We start from the raw sequence: 25,928 nt of genomic DNA, 5'->3' as shown, positions 1-25,928 counted from the left end.
GCATGGCGACCGCGCCTACCGCCGCTTGCGTGGCAGGGCACTGAGCAGGGGCGGGGACTCCCACGCGGGTTCCCCACGGCCCTGCCAGCGTTCCAGGTCCGGCGCCTCCAGGCGGGGACGGCCCGACAGGTACAGCGCGGATGCTCCGGCGAGCCCCACGGCGGCGATGCCGAGACAGATCCAGAGCGCACCACGAGTGCCGGACGTCTGGTCTCTGCCCAGGATTCCGGCGAGGAATACAAGGATCGGAGCGGTCAGGAAAGCGGTCACGGCCCGCAGCAACTCGACCAGGGCGAACACCCGCTGCAGCAATCTCGCCGGCAGGGACAGGCCCACCAGGAAGAGGGCCGGCGAGACCGCCGCAGCCACGCCCAGCCCGATCAGGCCGGTGGCCGCCGCGAGGGCGGGACCGATCGCCGGGAGTGCGACCACCAGCAGCGCCGCGGACGCCACTACCATCACCAGCCCGCCCGCGGTCAGCAACGGCGTCAACCGGGTACGGAACAGTGCCGCGAACAGCACGGCGACAGCGATGGCGGCGACGAACTCGGGGAGGAAGATGAGAGCAGTGGTGATGGGTGTGCTGGCGGTACGCAGCACCACCAGGAGCAGCTCCATGGCACCGAACGCGGCGGCACTGGTGGTGAGCGCGGCGAAGAGCCCTGCCAGGGGCACCGAGGTGGTGAGCGCCTTGACCGGTACGAGCGGGTGGGGCAGCCGGTACTCGTAGGCGACCAGGAACGCGATCAGGGCGACTCCGACGATGAGGGGAACCAGCGAGCGCGCGCCGACGCTCGTCCCGGGTTGCAGTACACCCGCTCCATAGAAGGCCGCGCCGCAGCCGGTGACGCCCAGAACCAGCGCAACGATGTCCCAGGGCGCGCCGGGGTCCTGGGGCGGGGTGTCGCTGAAGGTCAGCACGGAGAACAGGAGCGCCAAGCCGGACACCGCTGCGACGCCCCAGAACAACATCCGCCAGCTACCCGCGGCGGCCTGCAGTCCGCCGACAGTCGGGCCGACGGCCACGGCACCGAAGATGCACAGGTTCAAGATGCCGGCGCTGATCGGTATCTTGGTCGCCGGCCACGACGTGACCAGCGGAGGCAACGCGGCGATCAGCATCAGGCTGGTCAACAGCCCCTGTGCGATGAAGGCCGTGATGAACACCGGCGCGTTCGGGGCCCCGGCAGCGAGCAGGGACGCGACGAAGAAACAGACCTCATAACCGACGAGCAGTCGTCGTGGCGGGAAGTGCATGGCGAACTGGGCGGCCAGCAGAGTACCGACGGCATACGCTCCGGCGGAAAGGCTCACGGTCAGCTGCAGCGTGGGGCGGGAGATGCCCAGGCCCGTGGAGATGAGCTCTCCGAGCAGAAGGACGGCCACCGTCAGGACCAGGTACGGGACCAGGGAACAGACGACGAGGGCCACGGCTCCCGGATAACTCTTCGCGAGCGGCCCCTGGCGCACCTCGGCGCCTTACCCCCGGCTCACCTGCCTAAACCCGGCCTTCGTTTCGACCGTGATTGACAGGTCCTTGCTCGTTACGGTTCTGGAACCTGTTGGCGCCGGACCCCGCCGAGCGTGAGGATCGACCCAGAGGCTACCGCCGGGCGGAAGGGAAGAACCAACCATGGCCAAGCAGAAGTGGCAGGACCTCTCCCGGCAGCGGCGCGGCGTGATCATCGCCCTGGCGTCGGTCGAGCTGACCCTCACCGCCGCCGCGGCGGCTGACCTCGCCCGACGGCCAGCCGATCTGGTACGCGGTCCAAAGCCCCTCTGGTGGTTGGCCATCTTCGTCCAGCCCGTCGGTCCGGTGGCCTATCTCGCCTGGGGTCGAGGGCCCAGCACACGGTGACCGCATCGGTCGTCAAAGGCGCCTAGCCGCGCGCCCTGAAGCGCATCGCGAGGATGCATCCCCCACCCGACAGACGGATGTCAACCCCCGTCACGCCATGATCCCCCTGACCTGCGGCCGTCGTGCGCTCGCCGATTTTTCGAGAACTTCCGGAAGTTCTGGCCACGGTGGTGGGCCCGTCATAACATGCACGCGCTTGGATCCGGTCAGGAAAGCCGATGCCAGGCACACCCCACCGCCATCGAAATCGCGTAAAGGGACCACCGATGCGCCTCTGGAACCTGTCCCGTCGATCACGACGCCGATCGCAAACCCTCGCCGCACTCTGTTCGACCGTGCTCGTCGCGGCCATCGCCGTCGCACCCGCCCCGGCCGCCGCCGCGCAGACCGTCCTCTCCAACGACTTCGAGTCCGGCTCGTACGCTCCGTGGGGACCGCGCGGTTCGGTGACCCTCGCCATCGGCGACGAGGGCCACGAGAGCGGCCACAGCCTGTCGATCACCGGCCGCACGGCCAACTGGCAGGGGCCGGCGACGAGCGCGACCGCACTGTTCAAGCCAGGTACGCCGTACTCGGTCAGCGCCTGGGTGAAGCTTCCGGCCGGCACCGAGGGCACCGCCGGCGTGCACTTCACCGTCGAGGCGACCCCGGCCAGCGGCGGTGACAACACCTACACCTGGATCGGCGGCAGCGTCCCCACCAGCGCCGACAGCTGGGTGCGGATCGGCGGCGACTACACGCTGCCCGCAGGGCTCAGCTCCGCCACCCTCTACGCGGAGGCGGACGGCGACACCCCGTTCCTGCTCGACGACGTCCTGATCACCGCACCGGACGGCGGCGGCGGGCCGGAGCCGGGCACCAATGTCATCGACACCGACTTCGAGAACGGGCTGGACGGCTGGGGCCCGCGCGACGGCGGCCCGGGTGCCCCGAGGGTCACGCTCACCGACGTCGCGCACGCAGGCACGTCCGCGGCGCTGGTCACCGACCGGGTCAACCAGGGCGCCGGCCTCGGCCGCGACGTGACCGGCCTGCTCGAAGAGGGCGTGACCTACGAGTTCGACGCCTGGCTGCGGTTCGCCGAAGGCCAACCGACCGACCATGTCTGGCTCAGCCTGGCCAGCACGACCGGCGGCAGCCAGTCCTTCAGCACCATCGCCCGGTTCGAGACGGTCACCAACACCGGGTGGACGCAGGTGACCGCCCGCTTCACCATGCCGGCCGCGGACAGCGCGTTCCTCTACTTCGAGACCCGCTGGCAGGGTGCGGACGTGGCCGGCAACACCAGTGACTTCCTCGTCGATGACATCGTCGTCCGGGCGCCCAAGCCCCCGGCCGTCGAGGACCTCACCGGCATCCACGAGACCACCGACTTCTCGGTCGGCGTGGCGATCGACAGCCGGGAGACGGTCGGCGGGGCCGCCGAGTTGCTGACCCGGCACTTCAACCAGATCACGCCGGAAAACCACATGAAGCCCGAGGCCTGGTACGACAGCGAGCGCAACTTCCACCCGAACGACCAGGCGCTGGCCCTGATGGACTTCGCCCGGGACAACGACCTGCACGTCTACGGCCACGTGCTGGTCTGGCACAGCCAGACCCCGGCCTGGTTCTTCCAGGACTCGTCCGGGCGGCAACTGACCACGTCAACGGCCGACCAGCAGCTGCTGCGCGAGCGGCTGCGGACCCACGTCTTCAACATCGCCAAGTCGCTGAGCGAGCGGTACGGACCGTTCGGCTCCCCCACCAACCCGCTGTACGCGTTCGACGCGGTCAACGAGGTGGTCAGCGACAGTGGTGAGTACGCCGACGGCCTGCGCCGCAGCGAGTGGTACCGGATCCTCGGCGAAAGTTTCATCGACCTGACGTTCCAGTACGCGAACGAGGCGTTCAACGACGTCTACGCCGCCGGGAACAGCCATCCGGTCGCCCTGTTCATCAACGACTACAACACCGAACAGAGCGGCAAGCAGGCCCGCTACCGGGCGCTCGTGCAGCGGTTGCTCGCGCGCGGCGTGCCGGTCGACGGGGTGGGCCACCAGTTCCACGTCTCGCTGGCCACGCCGGTCAGCAGCCTGGAGGCCGCGCTGCAGGCGTTCAAGGACCTGCCGGTGACGCAGGCCGTCACCGAATTCGACGTCACCACGGGCACCCCGGTCACCCAGGCGAACCTGATCGAGCAGGGTTACTACTACCGGGACGCCTTCCGGATCTTCCGGGCACACAGCGACGACCTGCTGTCGGTCACCGTCTGGGGCCTCACCGACGGCCGCTCCTGGCGGAACAGCAGTGGCGCGCCGCTGCTGTTCGACGACAACCTGCGGGCGAAGCCCGCCTACCACGGGGCGGTGGATGGCGAACTGCCGGCCCGGCTGCGTACCGCCAACGTCTTCGCCGGTGACGTCGCCCTCACCGCCGACGCCCCAAAGGATCTGACCTGGCGCAAGCTGCCGCTGCACCCGGTGGAGGACAAGGCGCGGTTCCAGCTGCGCTGGGCACCGGACCACCTGACGGCGTACGTCACGGTCAACGACACCACGGTCTCCAACGACGACCGGGTCACCTTCGTCCTGGGCGGCAAGACGTACCAGGTCTCCCGCGACGGCAGCGGTGACGTGCCGGCCGTGGTGGCCAAGCGCGACGGCGGCTACCACCTGGTCGCCCGCCTGCCGCTGGCCGCCGCCCAGGGCGACACGCTCGCCCTGGACGTACGGGTCAGCGACAACGGCACCACGTCCGGCTGGAACACCCCGGGAGCGGTCGGCACCCTCACCCTGGTGGAGGAGCTGTCGTACCTGGAGGTGCGCGAGGCCGCCACCGCGCCCGTCATCGACGGCACGGTGGACGCCGCCTGGGCCCGCGCGGGAGCGGTGACCACGGCCAAGAAGGTCTCCGGCACCGACGGCGCGACCGCGAAGGTCCGTACCCTCTGGCGGGGCCAGACGCTCTACGTGCTGGCCGAGGTCACCGACCCGACGGTGGACGTCTCCGGTTCCGACCCGTGGACCCAGGACTCGGTCGAGATCTACGTCGACGCGGGCAACGCCAAGAACGGCGCCTACCGCTACGACGACACCCAGATCCGGATCAGCGCCGACAACGTGGTGTCGTTCGGCACCGGCGACGAGGCGTTCCAGGCGGGCCGGCTGGACAGCGCGGTCGTGCGTACCGCGACGGGCTACACCGTCGAGGCGGCGATCAGCCTGCTCGAATACGGCGGCCTCGACACGTTCCACGGCCTGGACTTCCAGGTCAACGACGCGTCGAACGGCGCTCGTACCGCGATCCGCAACTGGGCCGAGCAGGAGGGCGTGGGCTACCAGAGCACGGCCCGGTGGGGAGTGGGCCGCCTGGTGGCCGGTTCCAACGTGGACGTCACCCTGACCCGGATCGCCCGCTGGAACTCCGACAGCGGCGGCGGCTACTGCTCCACCATCACCGCCACCAACACCGGCAACAAGCCCGTCGAATGGACCGCTGTCGTCGACCTCGAGGGCAACATCTACGACGCGTGGAACTTCAAGCGGGAACGCCTGGCAGACGGTAGCTACCGGATCAGCGGCGTGGACTGGAACCGCACCCTGGCACCGGGTGCCAGCACCGTCAGCATCGGGTACTGCGCCAACCTGTAACACCCGGCAACGACGCCGACGAGGCCCTGCGCGGCCGAGCCGGTGATGCTCCTCCCGATGGCGGCCACCGTCGAATACCGGCGGTGGCCGCCATCGGCGTGTTCGACGCCCGGCAGCCATTGCTGGGGACAAGGGCCTCACCGGATGCCATTGCGACGTACGCGGGCCGGCGCACTTGCGTGCGCCGGCCCGCGGGTTCCGTCAGGTCGTCAGCTCGAGCAGGCCACCCCGTTGAGGGTGAACCCGGTCGGCGCGGAACTGTTGCCGGTGTGCGTCGCCTGATATCCGATCGCGGTCGACCCGTTCGGATCGATCGTGTTGTTGTACCCGACACCGGTCGCGGTCACCTGGCCGCTGGTCGGGCTGTAGTTGGCGTTCCAGCCCGAGGTGATGGTCTGGCCACTGGGCAGGGTGAAGGTCAGCCGCCAGTTGGTGACCGCCGCGCTGCCGGTGTTGGTGATGGTGATGTTGTTCGTCAGGCCGTTGTTCCACGCGCTGACCGCCGACGTGACCCGGCAGCCCGAACCGCCCGGCGGGTTGGTGGTCGGGCTGCCCGTCGGGGGCTGGCTCGGCGTCACGGTGGGCGACGGGTTGGTCCCGGTCGGGGCGACGGCCCGCCCGGTGGTCGGCGAGATCATGCCGGCGCACAGGTTACGGCTGGCGAGACCGGCCGCGATCTGTGGGATGGCGGCGACGGTGTTGGCCGGCCAGTCGTGCATGAGGATGATCTGGCCGTTGGTGAGGCGGGCGTTGGCCTGCACGATGGCCGACACACTGGCACCGTTCCAGTCCTGCGAGTCGACGTCCCAGATGATCTCAGTGAGGCCGTACTGCGCCTCCACCGACTTCAGGGTGGCGTTGGTCTCGCCGTACGGCGGCCGGAACAGCTTCGGCGCGGTACCCGTGCTCTGCTGGAGCACCTGCTGCGTGTTGCCGATCTGGCTGGTCATCTGGGCGGTGCTGAGCTGGGTCATGTGCGGGTGGTCCCAGGAGTGGTTCCCGATCCACATTCCGGCGGCAACCGTGGCCTGGACCAGGGACGGGTTGGACTGGGCGTTGGTGCCCTCGTCGAAGAAGGTGGCCCGCAGGCCGGCGGACCGCAGCGCGTTGAGCAGGTTCTGGGTGTTGCCGGGGGTGGGGCCGTCGTCGAAGGTAAGGCCGACGTAGCCGTTGCAGGTGGCGGCCTGGGCCGGAGCGGTGACCGTGATCGTCGCGACGGCGCCGACCGCCGAGGCGGCGAGCGCCAAGGCGCTGGCCAGGACGCGCCGGCTGGTAGGACGGGTAGTAGGCATTGCCTCTCCTCGGGGTTGGCCGGTCGCTGCCCTACCGGCGGAACGGTCGGGTGGTACCCGCAGGAAGCGACACGGCAGGGAGGCGTCCATTGAAACATGTCGAATCGCTTTCCGGAAAGTTCCACGAACGAGTCAGCGACACATCCGGGCCGGACACGCAAGAGTCACTGCGTACAGCCGCCTTGCCGGGTGGGCTGCGCCACCGATAGCCAGCGAAAGTTTCGGTCGTCACGTCGTGGCGGGCGGCGTTTGCCGATCGGTCGGCCCAGCTCGCCGGCGGCCCAAGTGGAGATCCCACCCGGATGTCTGCTCGTCACACGGATTCGAGCTCCTGGTGTGGTGCCGGATCACCGCCGGCAGCGTCGTCGCGCTCGCGGGCCGCGGCGGCCTCGCGCTGCGCCCGGATGCCCTTGTTGCGGAAGGTGATCAGGATGGCCTGGGCGCACAGGAAGATGCCGATCAGGATGCTGACGCCGGCAACCGGGAGCCCCCACCCGCGCGGCACGTACATCGCCAGGAACCAGGACTTCACGTCGGTGCGAGTGAGGATGAACACGAGCGGCAGCAGGCCCTGAGGGAACAGCAGGATCGGGCCGAGAACCCAGTAGAGGAGACCGATCGTCGCGTCCCGCTTGGACACCTCGATCCTGGTGCCGCCCGACGCCGCCGCCCGGCCCGCTGCCGTGTTCCGGCCGGTACGCATGGCGTGCAGCATCTCGGCGCCCTTGGCGGTGAGCCGCTTGCTCGCCAGAGAGCCCAGCCACCAGGCGAGCGCGATGCCGGTCGCCAGGCTGATCGGTCCGCCGGCCCACAACAGCACGGGCAGGTCGAACAGGTGGCCGAGGATCACAGTGGTGAGCGCCGGGGCGGCCGGGATCAGCCCGAGCCAGAACAGCACGTTGGACTGCCCGGTGGTATTGGCGCGCTCGAGCGGGTTGACGGGACGCTTGTGTGCGTCAGGGCCGGGCACCATCCCGGCCACCGAGGCGTAGATGATCAGGCCGGCGCCGCCGCCGAGCAGCGCCGGCACGGTGGCCGCGACCCACGGCCAGGCCCAGGTGTAGCCGCTCCAGATGGTGAAGCCGACGCTGAGGGCGATCGAGATCGGGCCGAACACGGCCAGGTAGGCCCACTGCCGGCCGCGTACGTCCGCATGTTGGGTGCCGGTCGTGATGGTCTGCCAGAGTGCGGTGCCGTCCTGGCTGTACAGGTTGCAGGCCGAGGTGATGGCGAACACGGCGACGGCCGGGCCCGCCCACGGCAGCAACGCCTTCGCGTCAAAGGTGAGTGGCAGCAGCGCGGTGAGCAGCGCCCAGACGATCGGCACGGTGGCCGTGGTGGTCCGCAGCGGGTCACGCCACCAGGTACGCAGCTCCTTCCGGAAGACCGCTCCGGTCGGGCCGGCGAAGAGGCCGCCGGTCGGCACGGGGCCGTGGCTGGTGCCGTGGATGGTGACCTGGTAGCGGCGTGGTGTGCCGAGGGTGGCCGCCCAGGTCAGCAGGAGCACGCCGATGAGCGCGGCCAGGCCGGCGAGCGCGCCGAGGACCAGCAGCCAGTCGCCGTGGTCGGCGGCGTCGACGGCGACCACGCCCCAGCTCGACGGAATCCACCGCAGCGTGGCGGAGAACGCGGACGAGAAGCCGGTGGAGAGCACGTCCGAGTACATGATTCCCACGACGAGCATCCAGCCGGACTGGGAGAGGACGATCATGGCGGCCAACAGCAGGCCGGTGATCGCGGCGCCGGTCCGGGAGGTGGCGACAAAACCGAAGAGGGCGTACGCGACGCGCGACAGCAGCACCACGAACACGAGTTCCCCGGCGGCGGCCGGCACGGCGATCAGGGCCGGCACCACGCCCAGGTGCGCCGCGTACGTGATCAGGCTGAGGAAGGCGAGAGCGGTGACCGCCGTGGTGATGCCGGCGAAGGCGGCGCCGAGCAGCCCGACCGCGAGTTTGCGGCGCGGCACCGGGAGCAGCGCGAAATGGTCGGCGCGCAGCACGGCCGAGGCGCCCCACAGCGGGCCGACCACCCAGCCCAGCATCCACATCACCCAGACGCAGGCGAGCAGATCGCCCAGCACCCCCGGCCTCGCGATGTCGACGAACGTCAGCCAGATCGTGGCGGCGGCGAACAGCAGCCCGAAGACGCCGCCGGTGACCATCCAGGCGGCCTTGCCGCCGGTCATCGAGTTCCGGATGGTCGCCAACTTCATCCGGATCAGGACGCCAACCACGACAGCCCCCTCCCGGCGTGCTCGTCGCCGCCAACCAGCCGGACGAACGTCTGCTCCAACGTCTGCTCGCCGCGGACCTCGGCCAGCGGCCCGGCCGCGACGACCCGGCCCTTGGCCATGATGGCGACCGTGTCGCACAGCTGCTCGACCAGGGCCATGACGTGGCTGGACAGCACCACCGAGCCGCCCGACTCGACGAACCGCACGAGGATCGACTTGAGCGCGGCCGCGGAGACCGGGTCGACCGCCTCGAACGGCTCGTCCAGCACCAGCAGTCGCGGTCCGTGCAGCAACGCGGTGGCCAGGCCGATCTTCTTGCGCATGCCGGTCGAATAGTCCACCACGAGGGTGGTCTCGGCGTCGTTAAGCTCCATCACGTCGAGCAGCTCCTGGATGCGCTCGGTGAGCACGGCCGGCTCGATTCCGCGCAGCTGCCCGATGAAGGTGAGAAGCTCCCGGCCGGTGAGCCGTTCGGGCATCGCCAGCCCGTCAGGCAGGACGCCCATCAGTGTCCGCGCCCGCACCAGGTCGTCCCGGACGTCCACGCCGAACACCTCGGAACGGCCCTCGTCGGGGCGCAGCAGGCCGACCGCCATGGACAGCGCCGTGGTCTTGCCGGCACCGTTCGGACCGACCAGGCCGAAGAACGATCCCTGCGGCACGGTCAGATCGACGTGGTTGACCGCGACGTTCGCGCCGAACGCCTTGTGCAGGCCGGTCAGCCGCAGCGCCGGCGCCGGGCCGTCCGCCCCGGACGGTTTCGCCACGGCACCCGGTACGGTCTCTGGTTCCATGCCAACTCCCGTGGGACGTTCGATACGGCAGGCAACAGTCTGCCCCGAGACGGCGCTCACCGTTGGCCTCGCTGTGCCCTACGTCAGCGCGGAATCCGACACGTCATCCCCGAACGGTCCGTCGCGCCGACTACGCTGCACCGGGTCGCGGCGTCACCCGGAGTCCGGATCCCGGGGAACCTCAGACATCAACGGGGGAAAAGGCACGTGTCGTATGTCATCCGCAGGACCGATTCGCGGGAGTGGCGTCAGCTGCGTGCCCTACGCCTGGAGGCGCTGCGGGATTCACCGACCGCCTTCGGCACCACCTACGCTGACGCCGCCGCGCTCACCGACGAGGTCTGGCGGCAGCAGACCGCATCGAACTCGACCTCGCCGACGTCGGCGACGTTTGTCGCCGCCACCGAAGACGGCCGCTGGGTGGGGATGGCGAGCTCCGCTCCCATGGACAGGATCCCGGGCCACGCGAACATCCACGGCGTCTACGTGGCGTCCGCACACCGCGGTCAGCCAGCTGGGCCGGCGACCCGGCTGATGGAGGCGGCGATCAGGTGGGCACGCGACAACACCGACGCCGCATGGCTCACCCTGGGCGTGCATGAGGACAACAGACGCGCCCAGGCCTTCTACCGGCGAATCGGGTTCGTCGAAACCGGCAAGGTGGTGCCCTACGTCCTCGATCCGTCCAAGAAGCTCTACATCATGGGGTACGAAGGCTTCCGCCAGACCACCGCCTGACCGCGTCATGGCGTTCAGAACGCCCACCGTCGATCGATGGGGACAATGCCGCGGTGAACGGCGGCCAACTGACGTCTCATAATGCGTCCATGTCCGCCCGGCCACCGGTCATGGAACCCCGGCTCGCCACCGCCTCCGACGTCGACGAGGTACGGCGCACGGCCACAACGCCGTCCGCCTCGACTGCGTCGCGTCCAACGCACGCCTCCGCGCTTGTTACGAGGCCGCTGGCTTCGGCCACTGCGGCGACGCGTCGGTCGGCGGGGCCCCGGGGCAGCGCCTCGACACCGGGCCGCTGACCTTCGTCAGCCGCTACCAACTGCTCCTCTCCCCCGCGAACGAATGACCCCGCTGGTTGATCACGGTTGCATCCTGTACCTGGGTACAGGGTTACCGTCGTAGGGTGACCGAAACAAAGAACCTGGTTGAGGGGTCGTGGGTGCCGCAGGCGTGCACGTTGCCGACGGCGGAGCAGCCACTGCGACTGGCCGAGTTCGGTGAACTGTGGGCCTCGGCCGTGGTCGGGATGGAACGGGTTGACCGGCTGCGGGTGCGGCTGGAGTTACGTGCCGAGCCAGCGGTGGCAGGACGGGCGGCGGACCTGATGGTGCGGGAGAACCGTTGCTGCTCGTTCTTCACCTTTAGCTTGATCACCAATGGTGGGCGGCTCGCGCTGGAGGTGGCGGTGCCTGCTGGGCACGTCGATGTGCTCGACGCGCTCGTCGCCCGAGCCGTGTCCGGTGGCCGGTCGTGAGTTCGGGGCTGCGGTCGGGGCAGGTGGCCGAGGCGGCCGGGGTGAATCAGCAGACGCTGCGCTACTACGAGCGGCGGGGTCTGGTGGCCGAGCCGGAGCGGACGTTGGGCGGGCACCGGCTCTACCCGCCGGAGACGGTCACGATCCTGCGGGTGATCAAAACGGCGCAGCGGCTCGGCTTCACCCTGGACGAGGTCGCCGAACTGTTGAACGTGAGTGTTCACCGGCATGGCCGGCGGCCGGAGCCGGGACTGCAGGCCCGCGCGCAGGCCAAGCTGGTCGAGGTGGAACAGAAGATCGCCGACTTGTCGGTGATCCGGGAGACACTGCACGCGGCGATCGCCGCTGGTTGCGACGACCTGGTCGCCTGCGCGGACAGCCCATGTTGCCCGTTACCGTTCGTGGGACTTACCGAGAAGGTGGCTGATCGTGTCGAGGGTTGATGGACGCCGGTTGTTGCCGTCCGGGTTGACCGGGCTGGCCGGCGTCGCGTGCGCGGCATGCTGTCTACTGCCGCTGCTGCTGGCAGCCGGGCTCGTCGGTGGTGCCGGCTGGGCCGCCGCCACCCGGGCGATGCCCGCCATCACGGTCGGTTTGGCCGCCGCGGCCGGCGCCGCATGGTGGTGGGCGGGCCGGCGGGTCCGCCGGCATCGCACCGGGTGTGCCGGTGGGGACTGCGCCTGCGCCGAACCGCCGACGCGGCGGACGCCGGAGGAAACCCCGGTGAGGTCCTCGTCGTGATCCTCGCGCGTTCCCTCGTCCTGGCCGGAAGTTGACGGCCGGGACCAACCGGATCTCGGCCTGTCGGACGATGTCACTCGCGCTCGACCCTTCGCAGCCCTCGCGCGGGCGTCCACCACTCGACGACGAGCATCGTGGCCTCAGCGTTGAGGTGGGTGTGCACGACCTCGGTGATGTCGGCGTGGAAGCGGTCGCCGTCCGGCCCTTCGGTGATCGGTCCGGCAGCTATCGCCCGGCCTGAGATCTTCGCCTCGCCCGGCCACTGCGCCTCGGAGCCCTCGACCGGGTCGACCGTGGCACTGTGCAGGGCGAACCGCGGATCACGACGCAGATCCGCACCCTTGCGAGCGTTCGGCATCGACCCGAAAACGAGTTCACCGTCCTCGAATACCGCCTCGATCCCCGAGATCCGCGGCGACCCGTCGGCTCGTACGGTGGCAATGGTCTTGTGCCTACGAGCCTCAAACAGCACACGCACGCGCTGCGCGAACTCCGGCTCTGCCCGTTCGACGTCCTGCCATGCGGTCATACCACCAGGATCGCAGCATCAGGGCGCGAGCCGGCAGGATCTCGCGAAGCCACTGAGCCTGCCGGCGCGGGGCCCCGAAGCCGACGGCGAGCGTGTACCTTGCGTCGATGGGTCGACAGGATCAGGTTTCGGCGTCTTCACTCGGCGGCCGGGTAGTGGCATCGGCGCAGGTGCTGCTGCTGGCGGCGTGTCTGGTCGGCAGCTTCGGTGTGCTGCTCGTGGCCGCACTGCACGTCGGGGATTTCCCGGCCGTGCTGGACCCGGGTCTGGAGCGGTTGGGCGACCCGAAGGATTCGCTTCCGCCGATCGGCCCGGATTCGGCGTGGAACCCGCTGCTCTGGGTGTTCGAGCTGAGTCGGGCATCGGCGATGTTCGTCTACCCGCTCGCTTTCGTGGCCCTGGTATTCGGGTTGGCGGCGCTGGTCCGAACCTGGCGGGTCGGCGACCGGAAAGCGTTCAAGTGGCTCGTCGTCAGCACGGGGACGTGGCTCGCGCTGACGGCACTCGCCGTGACTCCGTACGGCACGCAGCTGCACGTCTGGTTGCTCGACTGAGCCTGGCGGGCCGATGGTATGAATGCAGCGTGGCGTCGTCGCAGAACTCAGACCTGATGGGCACAGTCCGCGCTCTGGTCGAGGACGCGATGCCGGCTCGAATGCCGGGAGCACGCGTGGCGACGGACAGCGATGAGGTCATCATCGTCATGCCGGGCGGTCGGGCCCGGGTGTCCCTGGTCCCGTTGCTGCGTCGCTGCCTGGATCAGCCCCGCCAGTCCTGGCCCGACGTGGTGGCCGACTGGCTCGCGGCGGTTCGCCGGGAGTTGCCGGACCAGGTCTCCGCCGAGCTCGGGCCGGCCGATGTAGAGCAGCTCCGGCTGCGGCTCATCCCGGCCGCCGCGACGCCCGAGGCCGACAACTATCTGGCTATGCCGTTCGGTACGCATTTCACCGCGATGGTGGTGGTGAACCGGCCCGAGCGTCTGGACCTGTTGACCCTCGCCCAGGTGGCGCAACTGGGCGGTGATCCCGAGGGGCTGGTCCGCATCGCCGTGCGGCAGACCGTGGAACGCGAACTGGTCTCCCTCGACGTGCGGGATCATGAGCTGCCCGGCGGTGGATCGGTTCGCCTGCTCGCCTCGGACGGCAATCCGTTCGTCACGACCGCCCTCATGTCCGTCAAGCGGTTCCTGCCCGACGGGGCCGACAACGGCGCACTGGTAGCGGCACCGCAGTACAGCGCGGTGATGCTGCACCGTGTGGTCGGCCGTGTGCAGGACCGCGCGGTGGCGCTGCACCGCCTGGCCAACTCCATGTTCGCGGCCGCCACTGATCCCTGCACCGACCAGATCTTCTGGTGGCACGGCGGCGAGTTCCACCCGGTGCGCGTCGTGGCGGGGGAATCCGCGGGGGCCGTGCAGGTACGGATGCCCGAGGCGTTGGCCCCGGTGGTGGAGCGGCTGGACCGCGGTCACTGAGCAGGCCAGGTCGAACCGGAGCGCATCCGGGTACGGCGACCTACGGGGTGAGCGCCTTGTCGACCTTCCGGACGGCCAGCGCCTGATCCCGTTGCTCGGTCAGGAACCGGAGCGCCGCCTCGCGTTCTCCCTCGTGCCATGCCTGGATGAGTCGCTCGTAGAACGTGGCCTGCTCCGCCAGTTGCCGGGCACCCTTGCCGGAGGTCCCCTGGGCCCGGTCGTGGTACAGCTCAGCGAGCTGTTTCGCGGGCTCAACGGGCGAAGCCGCGCCATTTACCACCCGCCAGCCCGGTAGCTGGTGCCAGTGCGTCCGGCGCTGGCGAGGATCTTGGGCGAAGTCCCGCTCGGCCACATCGGAAAGGCGCGTGGGAGGCCAGCTGTCGATCTTCTCCAGACCGGCATCGAGCACGAACTGCCGCGTCTGGCCAGCCGCTGCGTCAGACAACAGGTCCACCGTCGACGGCCCTGACAGGACCTCGTCCATCCGGACCCCGTAGGTCATGACCCAGCTGGTGAAGGGCGTCACGAGCGGCTGCACACCGGCGGAAACCCAGCCCACGGGCCGGGTGGGCGAACCGGCATATCCGATCCAGGCCAGGGACCAGTCCAGTGGTTCGCGGGCCAGCACGCTGCCGAGACCGGTGCCGCGGAGACACCACTCTCCCGGCAGCTCGGCTCGCAGTTCGGACAGGATTTGCCGCCACCGCTGTGCCTTGTCAGCAGAGGACATGCGTACCTTTCGCGGGTCGGCGCCCAGGCCCCGTCAGTCTACGCTCAACGGTCGTTGCGTCGGTCGTAGCTCCTCCGGTGGGTTGGGCAGGTCGAGCTTCTGCTGCACCTTGTTGGCCCAGCTCGGCTCGATGCCGGTCTTGAGGCCGGTCTTCAGGTCGTAGGCGTGCGCGACCTCCCAGTCGAGGTCGCCGCTGGCGGAGTCCGTGTACTGCCGTTCGAGGATGACGTCCGGCCGGAAGTTCTGGTCGGTCGGATTTGTCGTCTCGACGCCCTCGGCGTCGTAGCCGACCTCGGTGCGTAGCCGGAAGCCTGTTTCCGGGTCGAGAATGTTCTGCCCCTCGGCGTCGATCGCGTTGGTGAGGTGGCGGTGGGATTCGATGCCCAGCGCCGTACGTTCCACGACCAGGTCCGCCACATCCTCGGGGTAGCTTTTCAAGAGCGCCTCCCGCTGCCGCTGGTAGCCCTCCTGCTGCAGGATCGCGTCCCGGTTCTGGTCGACGTGGTCCCACGCGTCGTCGGCCATGTCCTGGAGCTTGCCGGCGATCTGCTGCCGGGCCTTGGCGATCTCCTCCAGGGTCTGCGGGTCGTGCTTGTCCAGTTCGGGGTTGTTCTTCGGGCCGGCACTCTCCGGGCCGGCGGGCTTGCCGTCCTGGGAGCGCGGTCCGCCGGGCCGGCCGCCCTCCGCTGCCGTGGCGGCGTTCTGATGGATCTCGGCGACGCTGGCGGGTCTGCCGTGCGATCCGCCACCCCGCTGCCGCGGCACACCGCTGTCGCCGCCACCCTCGCCGCCATCGCCGCCCTCGCCGGGGTGGCCGTGGGGTCCTTTTGGTTTCGCCACGATCCCCCCGGTCAGCCGTTGATGAGCTTGGACAGGTTGGTGAGGCTGGTGACGAGCGCGGTGGTGTAGCTCAGGATCCGGCCCGCCCACTTGAGCACCGCGGCGGTGATCTGCGCGGCGATCACCGGGATGGTGACCACGAAGATCGCCTCGACCGCCCATACGATCACGCGGGCGACCAGGTCCACGATGAGGTCACGGACGATGTCGCGGGTGAAGGAGACCAGGTTTCCCGCGGCCTGGGTGGCGGCCGCCATCGCCGCGGACGCACCCCCCAGGCCCAGGATCGCGTCGACGTTGTTCTTCATCAGCGACTGGTACGCCTCGGCGGCGTGGCCCCGCCAGTCCGGCAGGTCCCCGGAGAGGTGCGCCTGCAGATCGGCGGCCATCTGCTGCAGATGGCCGGCCATGTTGTCCCAGGTCGCCGCGTGCGACGCGACGACGTCTGGCATGCCGGTCAGCCAGTCGAGCATCTCCCGCAGCGGATCGAAGTACTCCATCGCCCAACCGAGGCCGTTGGCCAGCAGGGCGCTGAACGGGTCCAGCACCGTCGAGACCACGTCCAGCCCCAAGGATGCCCCGGCGAGCAGGTCGTCCACCCAGCCCTCGCTACGGATCGCGTCGACCAGGCCCTCGACCCCGTCGGCGAGCGACGAGCCGGTCCACACCTCACGGGTGGACTGGACGTCCGCGACCAGCGAATCGTCGGTCATGCGCTCAACCGCCTGCTGATCGCGCTCATCGAGCCCGCCGCGTCACCGTCGGTGCCGTCGTAGCTGTCGGCGGTGCGGCGCAGACCGTCCGCGACCAACCGCAGGTTCTCCTCGACGTACGCGACCAACTCGTCCTGGCGGGTGTGCCGGCCCTCCAGGATCGCCGAGATCCAACCGCAGAGCAGCCCGTACGCCTGGTCGTCCTGCGCGATGTGGGCGCTCGCGCCGCGGACCGCCTCGAAGCGGGAGCGCAACTCCTCGATGGACGAGGCGTGCGCGCGGATCTGCTCGGTGTCGGCCGTCCAGCCAGCCGCGCCGCTCATCCTCGCCAACCGTGGCCGTCGTACGAGCCGGGCTCGCCCCATCCGGTTTCCGGATCGGGGCGCAGTTGTCTGTCCACCCGCTCCGCGATCGCCCGCGCGGCCGCCGACTCGGTACCGACGGTCTCCGCGAGGATCTGCTGCGACCGCTCGGCCAGCTGCTCCTTCGCCCGCCTGATCGCGTTCATGACCGCCTGGGCCACCACCTCGGGCGAGACCCGCTGGATCTGCCGGCCCAGGCGCAGGTCCAACAGCGCGCCGGTGGAGTCGACCGTGACCTCGGCCAGCCCGTTGTCGTCCGTGGCCGTGACCCGCAGGTCCTGCAGGCGATCACTCATCACCTTGGTGTCGGTGGCGAGCTTCTCGATGCGGCCTTTCCAGGCCCGCATCTGGTCCATGGCGCCATCCGGGTCCAGCACACCGTCGTCGCCGAGAGTCCCGCTCTCCATGCGCCTCCCCCGATCAGCCGCGGATCCAGTGGAGACTGCCGGCTCGCAGCACCTCCTAAGGGCACTGTCGATTGCAGAGCCGCCACTCACCGTCGTAGGCGTGGCAATCGTATCCGTCACCGCGACCCCGAGTGCACCCGGCGACGCGACCGGCACGCCGTCGCCCGCCGTTGTCCCGCCACCTGGCAGGCCATCGGCCTCGCCTGCGGGATCGTCGTCGTGGGACGGCCTCCGGAGGTCCGAGAATCAACGCCCGGCGATGAGACGAGCCGGTCCGGGCGGCGGTCAACAGCAGGGACGCTCGCCGCATCCCGTCTCCTACCCGGACAAAACGGGCACTCGGCATCCGGGGCCGGTGGCGTGGCGCTCTTCGGCCGAACCGGCCCTCGTTTGCCTCGGCCCAGACAGGGAAGGTGTGCGGCACGGCCCGAGGGGAGGAGACGTGATGATCGAGGTCTGTCGAACCATCCGTACCCCACCCGAGCGGATCTTCGCCGTGCTCGCGGATGGTTGGAGCTACGCCAGCTGGGTCGTCGGCGCCGCCCACATACGGGCCGTCGACGACGGTTGGCCCGCGGTGGGCACCCGAGTCCACCACCGGCTGGGCCCCTGGCCGCTGCAGCTCGAAGACCAGACCGTGGTACGCGAGATGGAGCCGAACCGATTGCTCGAGCTCGAAGCGCACGCCGGACCGTTCGGCGTCGCTCGTGTCCGCCTGATCCTGGAGCCGATCTCGGACACCACGACCCGGGTACGGATGGGCTGGAGGGCGGCCGCAGGGTTCGCCCGCCTCGTCCCGGAGGCCGTGATGTCAGTGGTACTGCGCGCGCGCAACGCGGAAACCCTGCACCGCGTGGATGACATCGCCACACACCGGCGACTCCGTGCAGCGTAGGTGAGGCTGCTGCACGTCCGGCACAAGCCGCCATACTGCCGCCCATGAGCCTGGACGTGCGCAGCGACGACAACTGCCGCTGTGGGTCGAACAGGCCGGCGCCGGGCCACCACTGGTGCTCTGCCACGGCGGCCCGGGCCTGTGGGACTATCTCGACCCGGTGGCCCGGCTGCTCGAAGATCGTGCCCGCACCATCCGATGGGACCAGCGCGGCTGTGGACGCTCGCAGCGGCGCGGGCCGTACAGCGTCGCCCGCTTCGTTGCCGACCTCGACGCCGTTCGCGATCAGCTGGCCGGACCGCGAATGGCCCTGTTGGGCCACTCGTGGGGTGCGCACCTGGCGTTGCGGTACGCCATCGAGCACCCCGAACGGGTCAGCCATCTGATCTACGTGTCCGGAACCGGCATCGACCCCGAACGCGGCTGGCATCCGCACTACAAGCGGAATCTGAGGCTGCGGCTCGGGCATCATCTGGACCGGTGGAAGGCCCTCGGCGCCTGCGCCCGCACGCCCGAGGAGGAACGTGAACGGGCCGTGCTGCAATGGTCGGCCGACTTCGCCGACCACGGCACGGCGCTGCGGCACGCCGAACGCATGGCCACGCCATGGCTGGGCATCAACCACGACTGCAACCAGGCCATCAACGCCGAGGTCAAGCAGGAACTCGACAACTCCGAGACAGCCGTGCGGTGCCGCACGCTCGACCCGCCTGTGCTCATCATCGACGGCACTGAGGACATCCGCCCCCGTTGGGCAGTCGACTCGCTGCACCGAGCGCTGACCAACAGCCAACGCGTGAGTCTCGCCGGATCCGGTCACCTGCCGTGGGTCGAGAACCCCGACGATTTCCGGCGGGTGGTGACCACGTTCCTGGCGCAACACGGTCGCCAGGCCCTTGGCGGCGTCCACCGCGAACCCCCAGGTCCCGATAGCGCGACGAACCCCTTGGGGTCCGCGTCATTCTCCGGATCAGCCGGAGTCGATCTGGTTCGGCAGAACCGATCGCCATGTGATCTCCCGCTGACGGAGCGTCTGCGGCCGCTCCCGGCGCCCGTGTTCCAGCCCTTGATCGTTGGCAGCTCAGCTGGCTTGTCGTCGGCGTGTCGGACCGCTGAACTGCCAACGATGGCTGGGCACGACGGCGGCGGTCGGGGGAACGCTGGTGTCAGGGCGACGAGTGGACAGGATGGCGAGGGTCTCGCGGCGTACCTCCTCGATCTCGTGCACGAGCCTACGGTGGGCGAAGCGGACGACCAGGATGCCGAGGGCAGCCAGCTGCGCGTCTCGACGCAGGTCGATCTCGCGTTGGTGGGGGTCGCCGTGGGTGGTGGCGCCGTCGAGTTCGATGTTGACGCGTTCCGGCTCGGCGTAGAGGTCGAGGTAGACGGTGCGCGATCCGAGCCGGATCGGCACCTGCCGTCGAAACCTCGGCATCCCCGGGCCGGTGAAGACGCGTTCGTGTCCCCAGATCTCCAGCGGGCTGCGGCAGCCCTCGGCGAGCCTCCTGAGCAGCGTCCGGAACGCTACCCGGCCATTCAGCCTCGGCGAGGCTCCCAGTGCCACCTCCAGCCGCTCCGGTGTGGTCAGCCGATCGTTGACCGCCTGGATCACCGGTGCCCTCCGCTCGCCGGGCGGCAGTATCGGCCACGAGTCGACGAGGGCCGGTTCGATGCGGGTGACCGCCAGTCCTCGCCGGACCATCACGTGCGGCGGCTCGAGCACGAGGCCCTGCCGTCGGTGCACGGCCACCCCGGGCCGGCTGCGCAGGCTGACGCCGGCCGGCACGCTCAGGTGCAGCAGATCGCCGGCGGCCTGCCGGTGCAGCCCCCAAGCGGCGAGGGCGCAGAGGTGGCTGAGTGCGCCGCGGCCGTCGGCCCAGGCGAGAACCGCACGGCGGCCCAGTTCAGGGTCGAGTCGGCCGATGGCCGGCACGGCGCGGCACGGCCGGTCGGCCAGCAGGTGCGCCGCCGCGAACACCTCGGGCAGAACCCGCACCAGGTCGCCGACGTGGCATGCCCGTTCCAAGGTCCACTCCGGCACGACCTGGACGGCTGTCGCCCGAGTCACCAGCCCGCCGCCCCGCCCCACCAACTCCATCAGCACGGGATTCACGCCCTGACCCTGTCCTCCCACCGTTCGGCCGACAACCCCACCCGTCCCGACCTGTGCACACTCACCCCCTGTGCACAACCCCCATCCCCCCACGCCAGCTGCTATGGCGAGCCTTGATCGTTGGCGGCTCAGCTGTACAGGCGTCGGCGTGTCGGGTCGCTGAGCTGCCAACGATCAATGGTGATCGCGAGCTGGATATTGAGTTGCCGCGGCCACTGTCGCGCGTAGTGTGCGGGCTCCGCCGTAGACAGCGGGCCGAAGCCCGGTCGGCCGCCCGAGAGGATCGGTAGTCGTGACAGTCGGAGAATCCGTCGCCACGCCAGTGACGCCGGCGCACCGCAGCCGGGGCGGCGCTGTCCTGATCGGCGCGCTGGTCGTGGATTCGATCGGCAACGGGCTGTTCCTGCCGCTGGGCCTGATCTTCTTCACCCGGGTCACCGACGTCCCGCTCGCCCTGGTCGGCGTCCTGCTCAGCGTGGCGAACGTGATGCAGTTGCCGATCCCGCTCTTCGCGGGCGCCCTGGCGGACCGGTACGGCGCCCTGCCGCTGGTCGTGCTGGCGCAGGTCCTGCAGGCGTTGGGCTACGCAGCCGCCGGCCTGGCGAACGGGCCCGTGGGCATCCTGGTCTCGGCGGTCCTGACCGCCCTCGGCGTGCGGTTCTTCTGGTCCTCGATCTTCACGCTGATCGCCGACTACGTCGACGGCCAGCGCGGCGCGCAGAGCAAGGACTACTGGTACGGCTGGTCGAGCATGGCCCGCACGGCCGGCCTGGGTGTGGGCGGCGTGTTGACCGGCGTCGCGCTCGCCAGCCCGGACACCGATCGGCACACCTTTCGGCTGATCGCTTTCGGCGCGGCCGCCTGCTTCGCCGTCGCCGCCGGCACGATCGCGCTCGTGGTTCGGGCACCACGGGCCAAGCAGCAGGAGGTAGCCGTCCTGCAGGGCTACCGTGGGCTGCTGCGGGACCGCCCCTACCTGGGGCTCGTCGCCGTCAATGCCGTGTTCGCCCTGTCCACCATGATGCTGGCTCTGGCGCTGCCGACCCTCGTACTGCTGCATCTGCACGCCCCGGCCTGGTTGGTGTCCAGCCTGCTGGTCGGCAACACCGTGGTGGTGTCGCTGGTCACCGCGCCGGTCGTGCTCCGGCTGCGCCCCTTCCGCCGGACCCGTGTGCTGGCCACGGCGGCCGCGCTCTGGGCGGCGTGGGCACTGTTGCTGACCGTGCTGCGCCCGGGACATCTGTCGTGGGGAATACCGGTGCTCGTCGGGGCGGCGCTGCTCTACACGGCGGCCACGGTCATCCACACGCCGGTGTCGATCGGCCTCGCCGCGGCTGCCGCACCGGCCGATACCCGCGGTCGTTACCTGGCGATCTTCCAGTACTCCTTCACCCTGGCTGAGGTCGTGGGGCCCACCTTCTTCACGGCGCTCTTCGCTGTCCGGCACGGCCTGCCCTGGGTGGCCCTCGCGGCGCTCAACGGCGTCGCGATCCTGGCGATCCTGGCCCTCGAGCGGCGGCTGCCCGCCGCCGCGGTGCGAGGAGACTGACCGATGGGTCAGCGGGCGGCGGGGCGAGCAGCGGCCGCAAACCGAGCTGGACGGCCCTGGCCGAACTGACGAGGCGGCCGAGCACGCCGGGCGCCGCCGGCGGTGAAGGGCGTCATCGGGCTGCTCTGGGGGACGAACGTCACGCTGCACGCGGCCTGACCGCCGGGGGTCGGGGGCTCGCCGCTGCGGCGGGCCCCCGATCCGTCGTCGCCACCTATCCTGCTCCTCATCGCACAGGGACCGGAGGATGACTCACGATGGCTCGTACGCAGCTGTACCTGGTCCGGCACGGCGAACAGGATCAGGCATCCGGTCACGCCTCGGACGGAGGCCTTTCGGAACTCGGCCGCGAGCAGGCGGACCGGCTGGGTCGGCGGCTGAGCACGGTGCCCTTCTCGGCGATCCACCACAGCCCGTTGGCCCGGGCGGCCCAGACCGCCGACATCGTCGCCGGCCATCTCCCACAGGTGCCGCGACACGGCTGCGACCATGTCGCGGACCGCACGCCGGTGCCCTCCGCCGCCCAACGCGGCCGGTACCCGGACCGGTGGCATGCCTGGCTCGACGGTGTACCCGACGACGAACGCGACGAAGACGCGATCGCCCTACAGGCGGCCGTCGCACACTTCGGTGTCGCCGGCGACACCGACCGGCACGAACTGCTGATCACGCACAACTTCGTCATCGGATGGTTCGTCCGCCACATGCTCGACGCCCCGGTGTGGCGGTGGATCGGCCTCAACCAGGCCAACTGCGCGATCACCGTCGTGCAGTGGGACTCCGACCGACCGCCGACCCTGGTCAGCTTCAACGACACGGGGCACCTTTGACGACTGGCCGGCCCCGGCCGCCCCGCCGGTTTCATGCTGGCTTCATGTGCGATCCCTAGCGTCCGGGGCATGAGTGATGTGCTGGCGGTCAACGCCGTTCATCTCACCAAGACCTACGGTTCGCTGACCGCCGTCGATGACATCACGGTGCAGGTCGCCCAGGGCGAGGTGTACGGAGTCCTGGGCCCCAACGGGGCCGGCAAGACGACCTTCCTGCGGATGTTGTTCGGGCTGGTCCGGCCCGACAGCGGCACCTTGGAGGTGTTCGGCCGATCCTGGCGGCGCCACGGCGTCAACTCCCTGTCCGGGGTGGCCGGCTTCATCGAGAGCCCCAGGTTCTACCCGGCCCTGTCCGGTTGGCGGAACCTGCGGCTGCTCGCCGGCCTCGACGGGGGTGACGCCGCCGACCGCATCGACGAGGTGCTGGATCTCGTCGGACTCACCGGCCGGCGGCACGACAGGGTTCGCGGCTACTCGTTCGGCATGCGCCAGCGCCTGGGAGTCGCCTCCGCGCTGCTGCGGAACCCGCGGCTGTTGGTGCTCGACGAGCCGGCCAACGGCCTGGATCCGGCCGGCATCCGCGACATGCGCGCCCTGGTCCGGCGTCTCGCCGACACCGGCCTCACGGTCCTGCTCTCCAGCCACGACATGGCCGAGGTCGAGCAGATCTGCGACAACGTGACCATCATGAGGTCCGGGTCGGTGGTGCACCACGGCTCGATCGCCGCCCTGCGGGAGTTGGCGCCCGAGCAGGCGCACCGAATCACCACCACGGACAACGACCGGGCGGCCGAGTTGGCCCGGACCCGACGGCTCGAGGTCACCGTGGCCGAAGACGGGCTGGATGTCCGTGGGCCGCAGAAGGACGTCGACGCGCTGGTGGCCGACATTGTCGACGCGGGTATCGCGTTGCGCGGCCTCACTCGGGACGAGACGCCGTTGGAGGCGCTCTTCTTCATGCTCACCGAATCCGCCCCCGCCGGACCGGCCGCCGGCGTCGACATCTCGACTGGAGCCCGCCGATGACGACCACGACCGCCGCATACGCCGGCCCGCCCACCGCGCGCCGCCGGGTGGGCATCGCCGCGGTGCTGCGCTGGGAGGTGGCGAAGCTCGCCGCACAGGCCCGCAGCCGGGCACTGGTCATCGGCGCGGCGCTCGTCCCGATCGCCATCGTGCTGATCTTCAACACGCAACTGCCGCCGAAGGACACCATCTACGGCCGGCACATACACACCAGCGGCTTCGCCGTACCGCTGTTCGTGCTCGCCTTCGCCCACCAGTGGGTGCTGCCCCTGCTCGCCGCCCTCGTCGCCGGCGACATCTTCGCCAACGAGGACCAGCACGGCACCTGGAAGACCATCCTCACCCGCTCGGTCAGCCGTACCCAGGTCTTCTGGGCCAAGACTCTCACCGCCGTCGGCTTCAACCTCCTCGTCCTGGTGCTGCTCGCCGCCAGCACCATCACCGCGAGCCTGCTCGTCGTCGGCACCCAACCCCTGCCCGGGCTCAGCGGCCAGGTCATCCCCGCCGACCACGCCCTGCCGCTGGTCGTCGCGAGTTGGGCCACCGCCGTGGCACCGGTGCTCGGGTTCACCGCCCTGGCGATCCTGCTGTCCGTCGTCACCCGCAACGCCACGATCGGCGTCGCCGCGCCCGTCGCACTCGGGATGATCATGCAGCTGGCCAGCAGCCTGGGCGGTCTGGACAAGGCCCGCCGGCTGCTGCTCACCACACCGTTCGAGGCTTGGCACGGCCTGCTCACCGCGCCCCCGTTCCACGCCCCGATCACGACCGGCGTGATCGTGAGCGCCGGCTGGCTCGTCGTCTGCCTGACCGTCGCCTACCTCTACCTTCGTCGCCGCGACATCACCGGAGGCTGACCTTGACCCGTACGCGCACCCTCGCACTGGCCATCGGCCTCGCCCTCGCCGCCTCCGGGGCACTCGCCGGATGTGGTCGGCCCGACGTCACCAAGGCTCGTCTCGAACGGGCCATCGGGCCCGCCTTCGCGAGCCTCTACGTGCAGCGGGCCGACCTGCTCGGCGAACCCGGCGTGACCGTGCGGAGCATCGGCGCTTCCACCGCCTGCGACCGCGGCGGGCCCAAGGTCGCCGATGTCGGCCCCGGTCCCGACTGGATCTGCATGATCCACTTCATGGACGACCACGGGCAACCGCAGGACGGCAAATTCGAGGTGCAGGTACGGGCTGACGCCACGTACCTCGCCGGCGGGCCCACGAAACTCATCGGCCAGGCCACCCTCACCGACAGCCACGGCCACGACGTGCCCAACCCGGTCTTCGAATGGGACGGCGCCTTCGACCCCGACAAGTGAACCCGCGCGGGCCGAGACCTCCGCCGCCGCCCTGTCTGCGACGGCTCCGAGCGCCGCACCCGCAGGATGCTCGAATACCTCGCCGCCCGTGAATCCCCCGGGTGACGACCGGAGGGGTCAGCCCTCGCTGGAACCGGCAGCCTCGACGATCGAGACGGGAGTGCCGAGCTCGACCGTACGGGAGACGGTGCAGAGCCGGTCGTGCGACTGTTGCAGCGACCGGGGCAGCGCCTCGCGCGCCTTGTCGCCGTCCGCGCCGGGCGGGAACGTCACGGTGAACGCGACGGTGAGGTTCTGCATCCGGTTTCCTCCGGCATCGTCCCGGATCTTGTCGCCGGTGACTTCGACCGTGAACTGGGTCGGCTCGGCGCGGCGGCTGGTGATGTGGTCCACGTCTATCGCGGTGCAGCCGCCGATCGCCGCCAGCAGCAGTTCCACCGGCGTGAAGCTGTCGTCCTGTCCCGCGCCCATCGACATCGTTCCGCCGCGGGCGTTCCGCACGATGTACTGCCCGACGCTGGTGCGCTCGATCTCCACCGAGCGGAAAGTGTCCTCACTCATGACAGAGAAGCTACCCAGGTCCGGCTCGGTCGCGGTGACCGGCAGGGTGGCTGCCCACCACCTCGCCGCCCCGCCCCCGCTCCCCTCGCAGCCGGCCTCGCGAATTCCATCGAGGTACTGGGCCGGGTTCCACCGGTCTATCGACGGTGTTCGTGCAACTATGGAAGACGTGGGAACTGCAAGAACTGCTATGCCTGCCATCTCGCCGCTTACCGGCGAGCCGATCAAGCGCGCGGATGCCGAGCGGCTCGCGGGAGTGCTGAAGGCATTCGCCGACCCGGCCCGACTTCGGCTGCTCAGCTTGATCCAGTCCGCTCCGGAGGGCGAGGCGTCCGTGAGTGACCTCACCGCGCCGCTTGGCCTCTCCCAGCCGACCGTGAGTCATCACCTTCGCATCCTCACCGAAGCCGGCCTACTCGAACGCGAGAAGCGCGGCGTCTGGGCGTACTACCGCGTGGTGCCGTCCGCGATCGCGGCGATCGCTGACCTGTTGACGCCGCCCCGCAAGCGGGCGACCAAAAAGGCCCGTTGAGCGGCGCCGG

Annotated in this window: 27 protein-coding genes and 1 pseudogene; 16 read left to right on the top strand and 12 right to left on the bottom strand. The window is 70.0% G+C overall.

What is annotated here, in order from left to right; all coding sequences use genetic code 11:
- Positions 1-15 precede the first annotated feature (15 nt).
- Positions 16-1,431 (bottom strand): MFS transporter, encoded by a 1,416-nt coding sequence (locus tag ACIRG9_RS21695; protein WP_402858633.1) that lies wholly within the window; start codon positions 1,429-1,431, stop codon positions 16-18.
- A 202-nt stretch (positions 1,432-1,633) separates the two neighbouring features.
- On the opposite strand from ACIRG9_RS21695, the gene ACIRG9_RS21690 reads away from it, so the two are divergent.
- Both ACIRG9_RS21690 and ACIRG9_RS21685 read left to right on the top strand, forming a co-directional pair.
- Entirely contained in the window at positions 1,634-1,858 is a 225-nt protein-coding gene (locus ACIRG9_RS21690) for a PLDc N-terminal domain-containing protein (RefSeq protein WP_402858630.1), read from the top strand.
- A gap of 335 nt (positions 1,859-2,193) precedes the next feature.
- Complete coding sequence (locus tag ACIRG9_RS21685; RefSeq protein ID WP_402858627.1) at positions 2,194-5,490, top strand: endo-1,4-beta-xylanase; 3,297 nt, start codon at positions 2,194-2,196, stop codon at positions 5,488-5,490.
- A 209-nt stretch (positions 5,491-5,699) separates the two neighbouring features.
- Here ACIRG9_RS21685 and ACIRG9_RS21680 read toward each other — a convergent pair whose 3' ends face one another.
- From ACIRG9_RS21680 to ACIRG9_RS21670, 3 genes are all read right to left on the bottom strand, one after another.
- Entirely contained in the window at positions 5,700-6,782 is a 1,083-nt protein-coding gene (locus ACIRG9_RS21680) for a polysaccharide deacetylase family protein (RefSeq protein WP_402858624.1), read from the bottom strand.
- Positions 6,783-7,095: 313 nt separating this feature from the next.
- Positions 7,096-9,018, bottom strand: coding sequence for a hypothetical protein (locus tag ACIRG9_RS21675; RefSeq protein ID WP_402858621.1), 1,923 nt, complete (start codon positions 9,016-9,018; stop codon positions 7,096-7,098).
- A complete protein-coding gene (locus tag ACIRG9_RS21670; protein WP_402858618.1) occupies positions 9,003-9,812 on the bottom strand; it encodes an ABC transporter ATP-binding protein in 810 nt (269 codons plus the stop codon). Before ACIRG9_RS21670 ends, ACIRG9_RS21675 begins: the two co-directional genes overlap by 16 nt.
- A gap of 207 nt (positions 9,813-10,019) precedes the next feature.
- Here ACIRG9_RS21670 and ACIRG9_RS21665 point away from each other — a divergent pair, with 207 nt between their 5' ends.
- From ACIRG9_RS21665 to ACIRG9_RS21650, 4 genes are all read left to right on the top strand, one after another.
- Entirely contained in the window at positions 10,020-10,550 is a 531-nt protein-coding gene (locus ACIRG9_RS21665) for a GNAT family N-acetyltransferase (protein ID WP_402858615.1), read from the top strand.
- Positions 10,551-10,953: 403 nt separating this feature from the next.
- The gene (locus tag ACIRG9_RS21660) at positions 10,954-11,304 is read left to right on the top strand and encodes a hypothetical protein (protein ID WP_402858612.1); all 351 of its coding nucleotides are present in this window, start codon (positions 10,954-10,956) and stop codon (positions 11,302-11,304) included.
- Positions 11,301-11,747 (top strand): MerR family transcriptional regulator, encoded by a 447-nt coding sequence (locus ACIRG9_RS21655; RefSeq protein WP_402858609.1) that lies wholly within the window; start codon positions 11,301-11,303, stop codon positions 11,745-11,747. The genes ACIRG9_RS21660 and ACIRG9_RS21655 overlap by 4 nt, the downstream gene beginning before the upstream one ends.
- Positions 11,734-12,045, top strand: a complete 312-nt coding sequence (locus ACIRG9_RS21650; protein WP_402858607.1) for a hypothetical protein — start codon at positions 11,734-11,736, stop codon at positions 12,043-12,045. The genes ACIRG9_RS21655 and ACIRG9_RS21650 overlap by 14 nt, the downstream gene beginning before the upstream one ends.
- Before the next feature lie 73 nt (positions 12,046-12,118).
- Here ACIRG9_RS21650 and ACIRG9_RS21645 read toward each other — a convergent pair whose 3' ends face one another.
- The gene (locus tag ACIRG9_RS21645; protein ID WP_402858604.1) at positions 12,119-12,574 is read right to left on the bottom strand and encodes a pyridoxamine 5'-phosphate oxidase family protein; all 456 of its coding nucleotides are present in this window, start codon (positions 12,572-12,574) and stop codon (positions 12,119-12,121) included.
- A gap of 107 nt (positions 12,575-12,681) precedes the next feature.
- On the opposite strand from ACIRG9_RS21645, the gene ACIRG9_RS21640 reads away from it, so the two are divergent.
- Together ACIRG9_RS21640 and ACIRG9_RS21635 are read left to right on the top strand one after the other, a co-directional pair.
- Positions 12,682-13,128, top strand: a complete 447-nt coding sequence (locus ACIRG9_RS21640) for a hypothetical protein (RefSeq protein WP_402858601.1) — start codon at positions 12,682-12,684, stop codon at positions 13,126-13,128.
- A gap of 116 nt (positions 13,129-13,244) precedes the next feature.
- Positions 13,245-14,048, top strand: a complete 804-nt coding sequence (locus ACIRG9_RS21635; protein ID WP_402858598.1) for a hypothetical protein — start codon at positions 13,245-13,247, stop codon at positions 14,046-14,048.
- Between the two features lie 40 nt (positions 14,049-14,088).
- Here ACIRG9_RS21635 and ACIRG9_RS21630 read toward each other — a convergent pair whose 3' ends face one another.
- From ACIRG9_RS21630 to ACIRG9_RS21610, 5 genes are read right to left on the bottom strand one after another with little or no spacing between them, the layout of a single operon-like run.
- Positions 14,089-14,778 carry a hypothetical protein gene (locus tag ACIRG9_RS21630; protein ID WP_402858595.1) on the bottom strand — a complete coding sequence of 230 codons (690 nt, stop codon included), beginning with the start codon at positions 14,776-14,778 and terminating at the stop codon, positions 14,089-14,091.
- 33 nt (positions 14,779-14,811) lie between these two features.
- Positions 14,812-15,618 (bottom strand): hypothetical protein, encoded by an 807-nt coding sequence (locus ACIRG9_RS21625; protein WP_402858592.1) that lies wholly within the window; start codon positions 15,616-15,618, stop codon positions 14,812-14,814.
- Between the two features lie 11 nt (positions 15,619-15,629).
- On the bottom strand, positions 15,630-16,331 hold the full coding sequence (locus tag ACIRG9_RS21620) for a WXG100 family type VII secretion target (protein ID WP_402858589.1): 702 nt from the start codon (positions 16,329-16,331) through the stop codon (positions 15,630-15,632).
- Positions 16,328-16,654, bottom strand: coding sequence for a type VII secretion target (locus tag ACIRG9_RS21615; protein WP_402858586.1), 327 nt, complete (start codon positions 16,652-16,654; stop codon positions 16,328-16,330). Before ACIRG9_RS21615 ends, ACIRG9_RS21620 begins: the two co-directional genes overlap by 4 nt.
- Complete coding sequence (locus ACIRG9_RS21610; protein ID WP_402858583.1) at positions 16,651-17,100, bottom strand: YbaB/EbfC family nucleoid-associated protein; 450 nt, start codon at positions 17,098-17,100, stop codon at positions 16,651-16,653. The genes ACIRG9_RS21615 and ACIRG9_RS21610 overlap by 4 nt, the downstream gene beginning before the upstream one ends.
- 445 nt (positions 17,101-17,545) lie before the next feature.
- Between ACIRG9_RS21610 and ACIRG9_RS21605 the strand changes: the two genes are divergently transcribed.
- Complete coding sequence (locus tag ACIRG9_RS21605; RefSeq protein ID WP_402858789.1) at positions 17,546-17,995, top strand: SRPBCC family protein; 450 nt, start codon at positions 17,546-17,548, stop codon at positions 17,993-17,995.
- Between the two features lie 115 nt (positions 17,996-18,110).
- Positions 18,111-18,791 (top strand): annotated as a pseudogene (locus ACIRG9_RS21600) (alpha/beta hydrolase); the annotation flags it as partial.
- Between the two features lie 285 nt (positions 18,792-19,076).
- On the opposite strand, the gene ACIRG9_RS21595 reads toward ACIRG9_RS21600, so the two are convergent.
- A complete protein-coding gene (locus ACIRG9_RS21595; protein ID WP_402858580.1) occupies positions 19,077-20,108 on the bottom strand; it encodes an endonuclease domain-containing protein in 1,032 nt (343 codons plus the stop codon).
- A gap of 292 nt (positions 20,109-20,400) precedes the next feature.
- Between ACIRG9_RS21595 and ACIRG9_RS21590 the strand changes: the two genes are divergently transcribed.
- The 5 genes from ACIRG9_RS21590 (at position 20,401) to ACIRG9_RS21570 (ending at position 24,825) form a co-directional block, all read left to right on the top strand.
- A complete protein-coding gene (locus ACIRG9_RS21590; RefSeq protein ID WP_402858577.1) occupies positions 20,401-21,657 on the top strand; it encodes an MFS transporter in 1,257 nt (418 codons plus the stop codon).
- A gap of 257 nt (positions 21,658-21,914) precedes the next feature.
- Positions 21,915-22,487: a histidine phosphatase family protein gene (locus ACIRG9_RS21585; RefSeq protein ID WP_402858574.1), complete on the top strand. Its 573-nt coding sequence runs from the start codon at positions 21,915-21,917 to the stop codon at positions 22,485-22,487.
- 69 nt (positions 22,488-22,556) lie between these two features.
- The gene (locus ACIRG9_RS21580; RefSeq protein ID WP_402858571.1) at positions 22,557-23,513 is read left to right on the top strand and encodes an ABC transporter ATP-binding protein; all 957 of its coding nucleotides are present in this window, start codon (positions 22,557-22,559) and stop codon (positions 23,511-23,513) included.
- Positions 23,510-24,370 (top strand): ABC transporter permease, encoded by an 861-nt coding sequence (locus tag ACIRG9_RS21575; RefSeq protein ID WP_402858568.1) that lies wholly within the window; start codon positions 23,510-23,512, stop codon positions 24,368-24,370. Before ACIRG9_RS21580 ends, ACIRG9_RS21575 begins: the two co-directional genes overlap by 4 nt.
- A gap of 2 nt (positions 24,371-24,372) precedes the next feature.
- On the top strand, positions 24,373-24,825 hold the full coding sequence (locus ACIRG9_RS21570; protein ID WP_402858565.1) for a hypothetical protein: 453 nt from the start codon (positions 24,373-24,375) through the stop codon (positions 24,823-24,825).
- A 117-nt stretch (positions 24,826-24,942) separates the two neighbouring features.
- On the opposite strand, the gene ACIRG9_RS21565 is transcribed toward ACIRG9_RS21570, so the two are convergent.
- Positions 24,943-25,386, bottom strand: coding sequence for an OsmC family protein (locus ACIRG9_RS21565; RefSeq protein ID WP_402858562.1), 444 nt, complete (start codon positions 25,384-25,386; stop codon positions 24,943-24,945).
- A gap of 160 nt (positions 25,387-25,546) precedes the next feature.
- Between ACIRG9_RS21565 and ACIRG9_RS21560 the strand changes: the two genes are divergently transcribed.
- Positions 25,547-25,918, top strand: a complete 372-nt coding sequence (locus ACIRG9_RS21560) for an ArsR/SmtB family transcription factor (RefSeq protein ID WP_402858559.1) — start codon at positions 25,547-25,549, stop codon at positions 25,916-25,918.
- The last annotated feature ends 10 nt before the right edge of the window (positions 25,919-25,928 follow it).

It is taken from the genome of Micromonospora sp. NPDC093277 (genome assembly GCF_044765245.1).
Classification (GTDB): Bacteria; Actinomycetota; Actinomycetes; order Mycobacteriales; family Micromonosporaceae; genus Micromonospora.
This window is presented reverse-complemented; position numbering and strand designations above follow the sequence as displayed.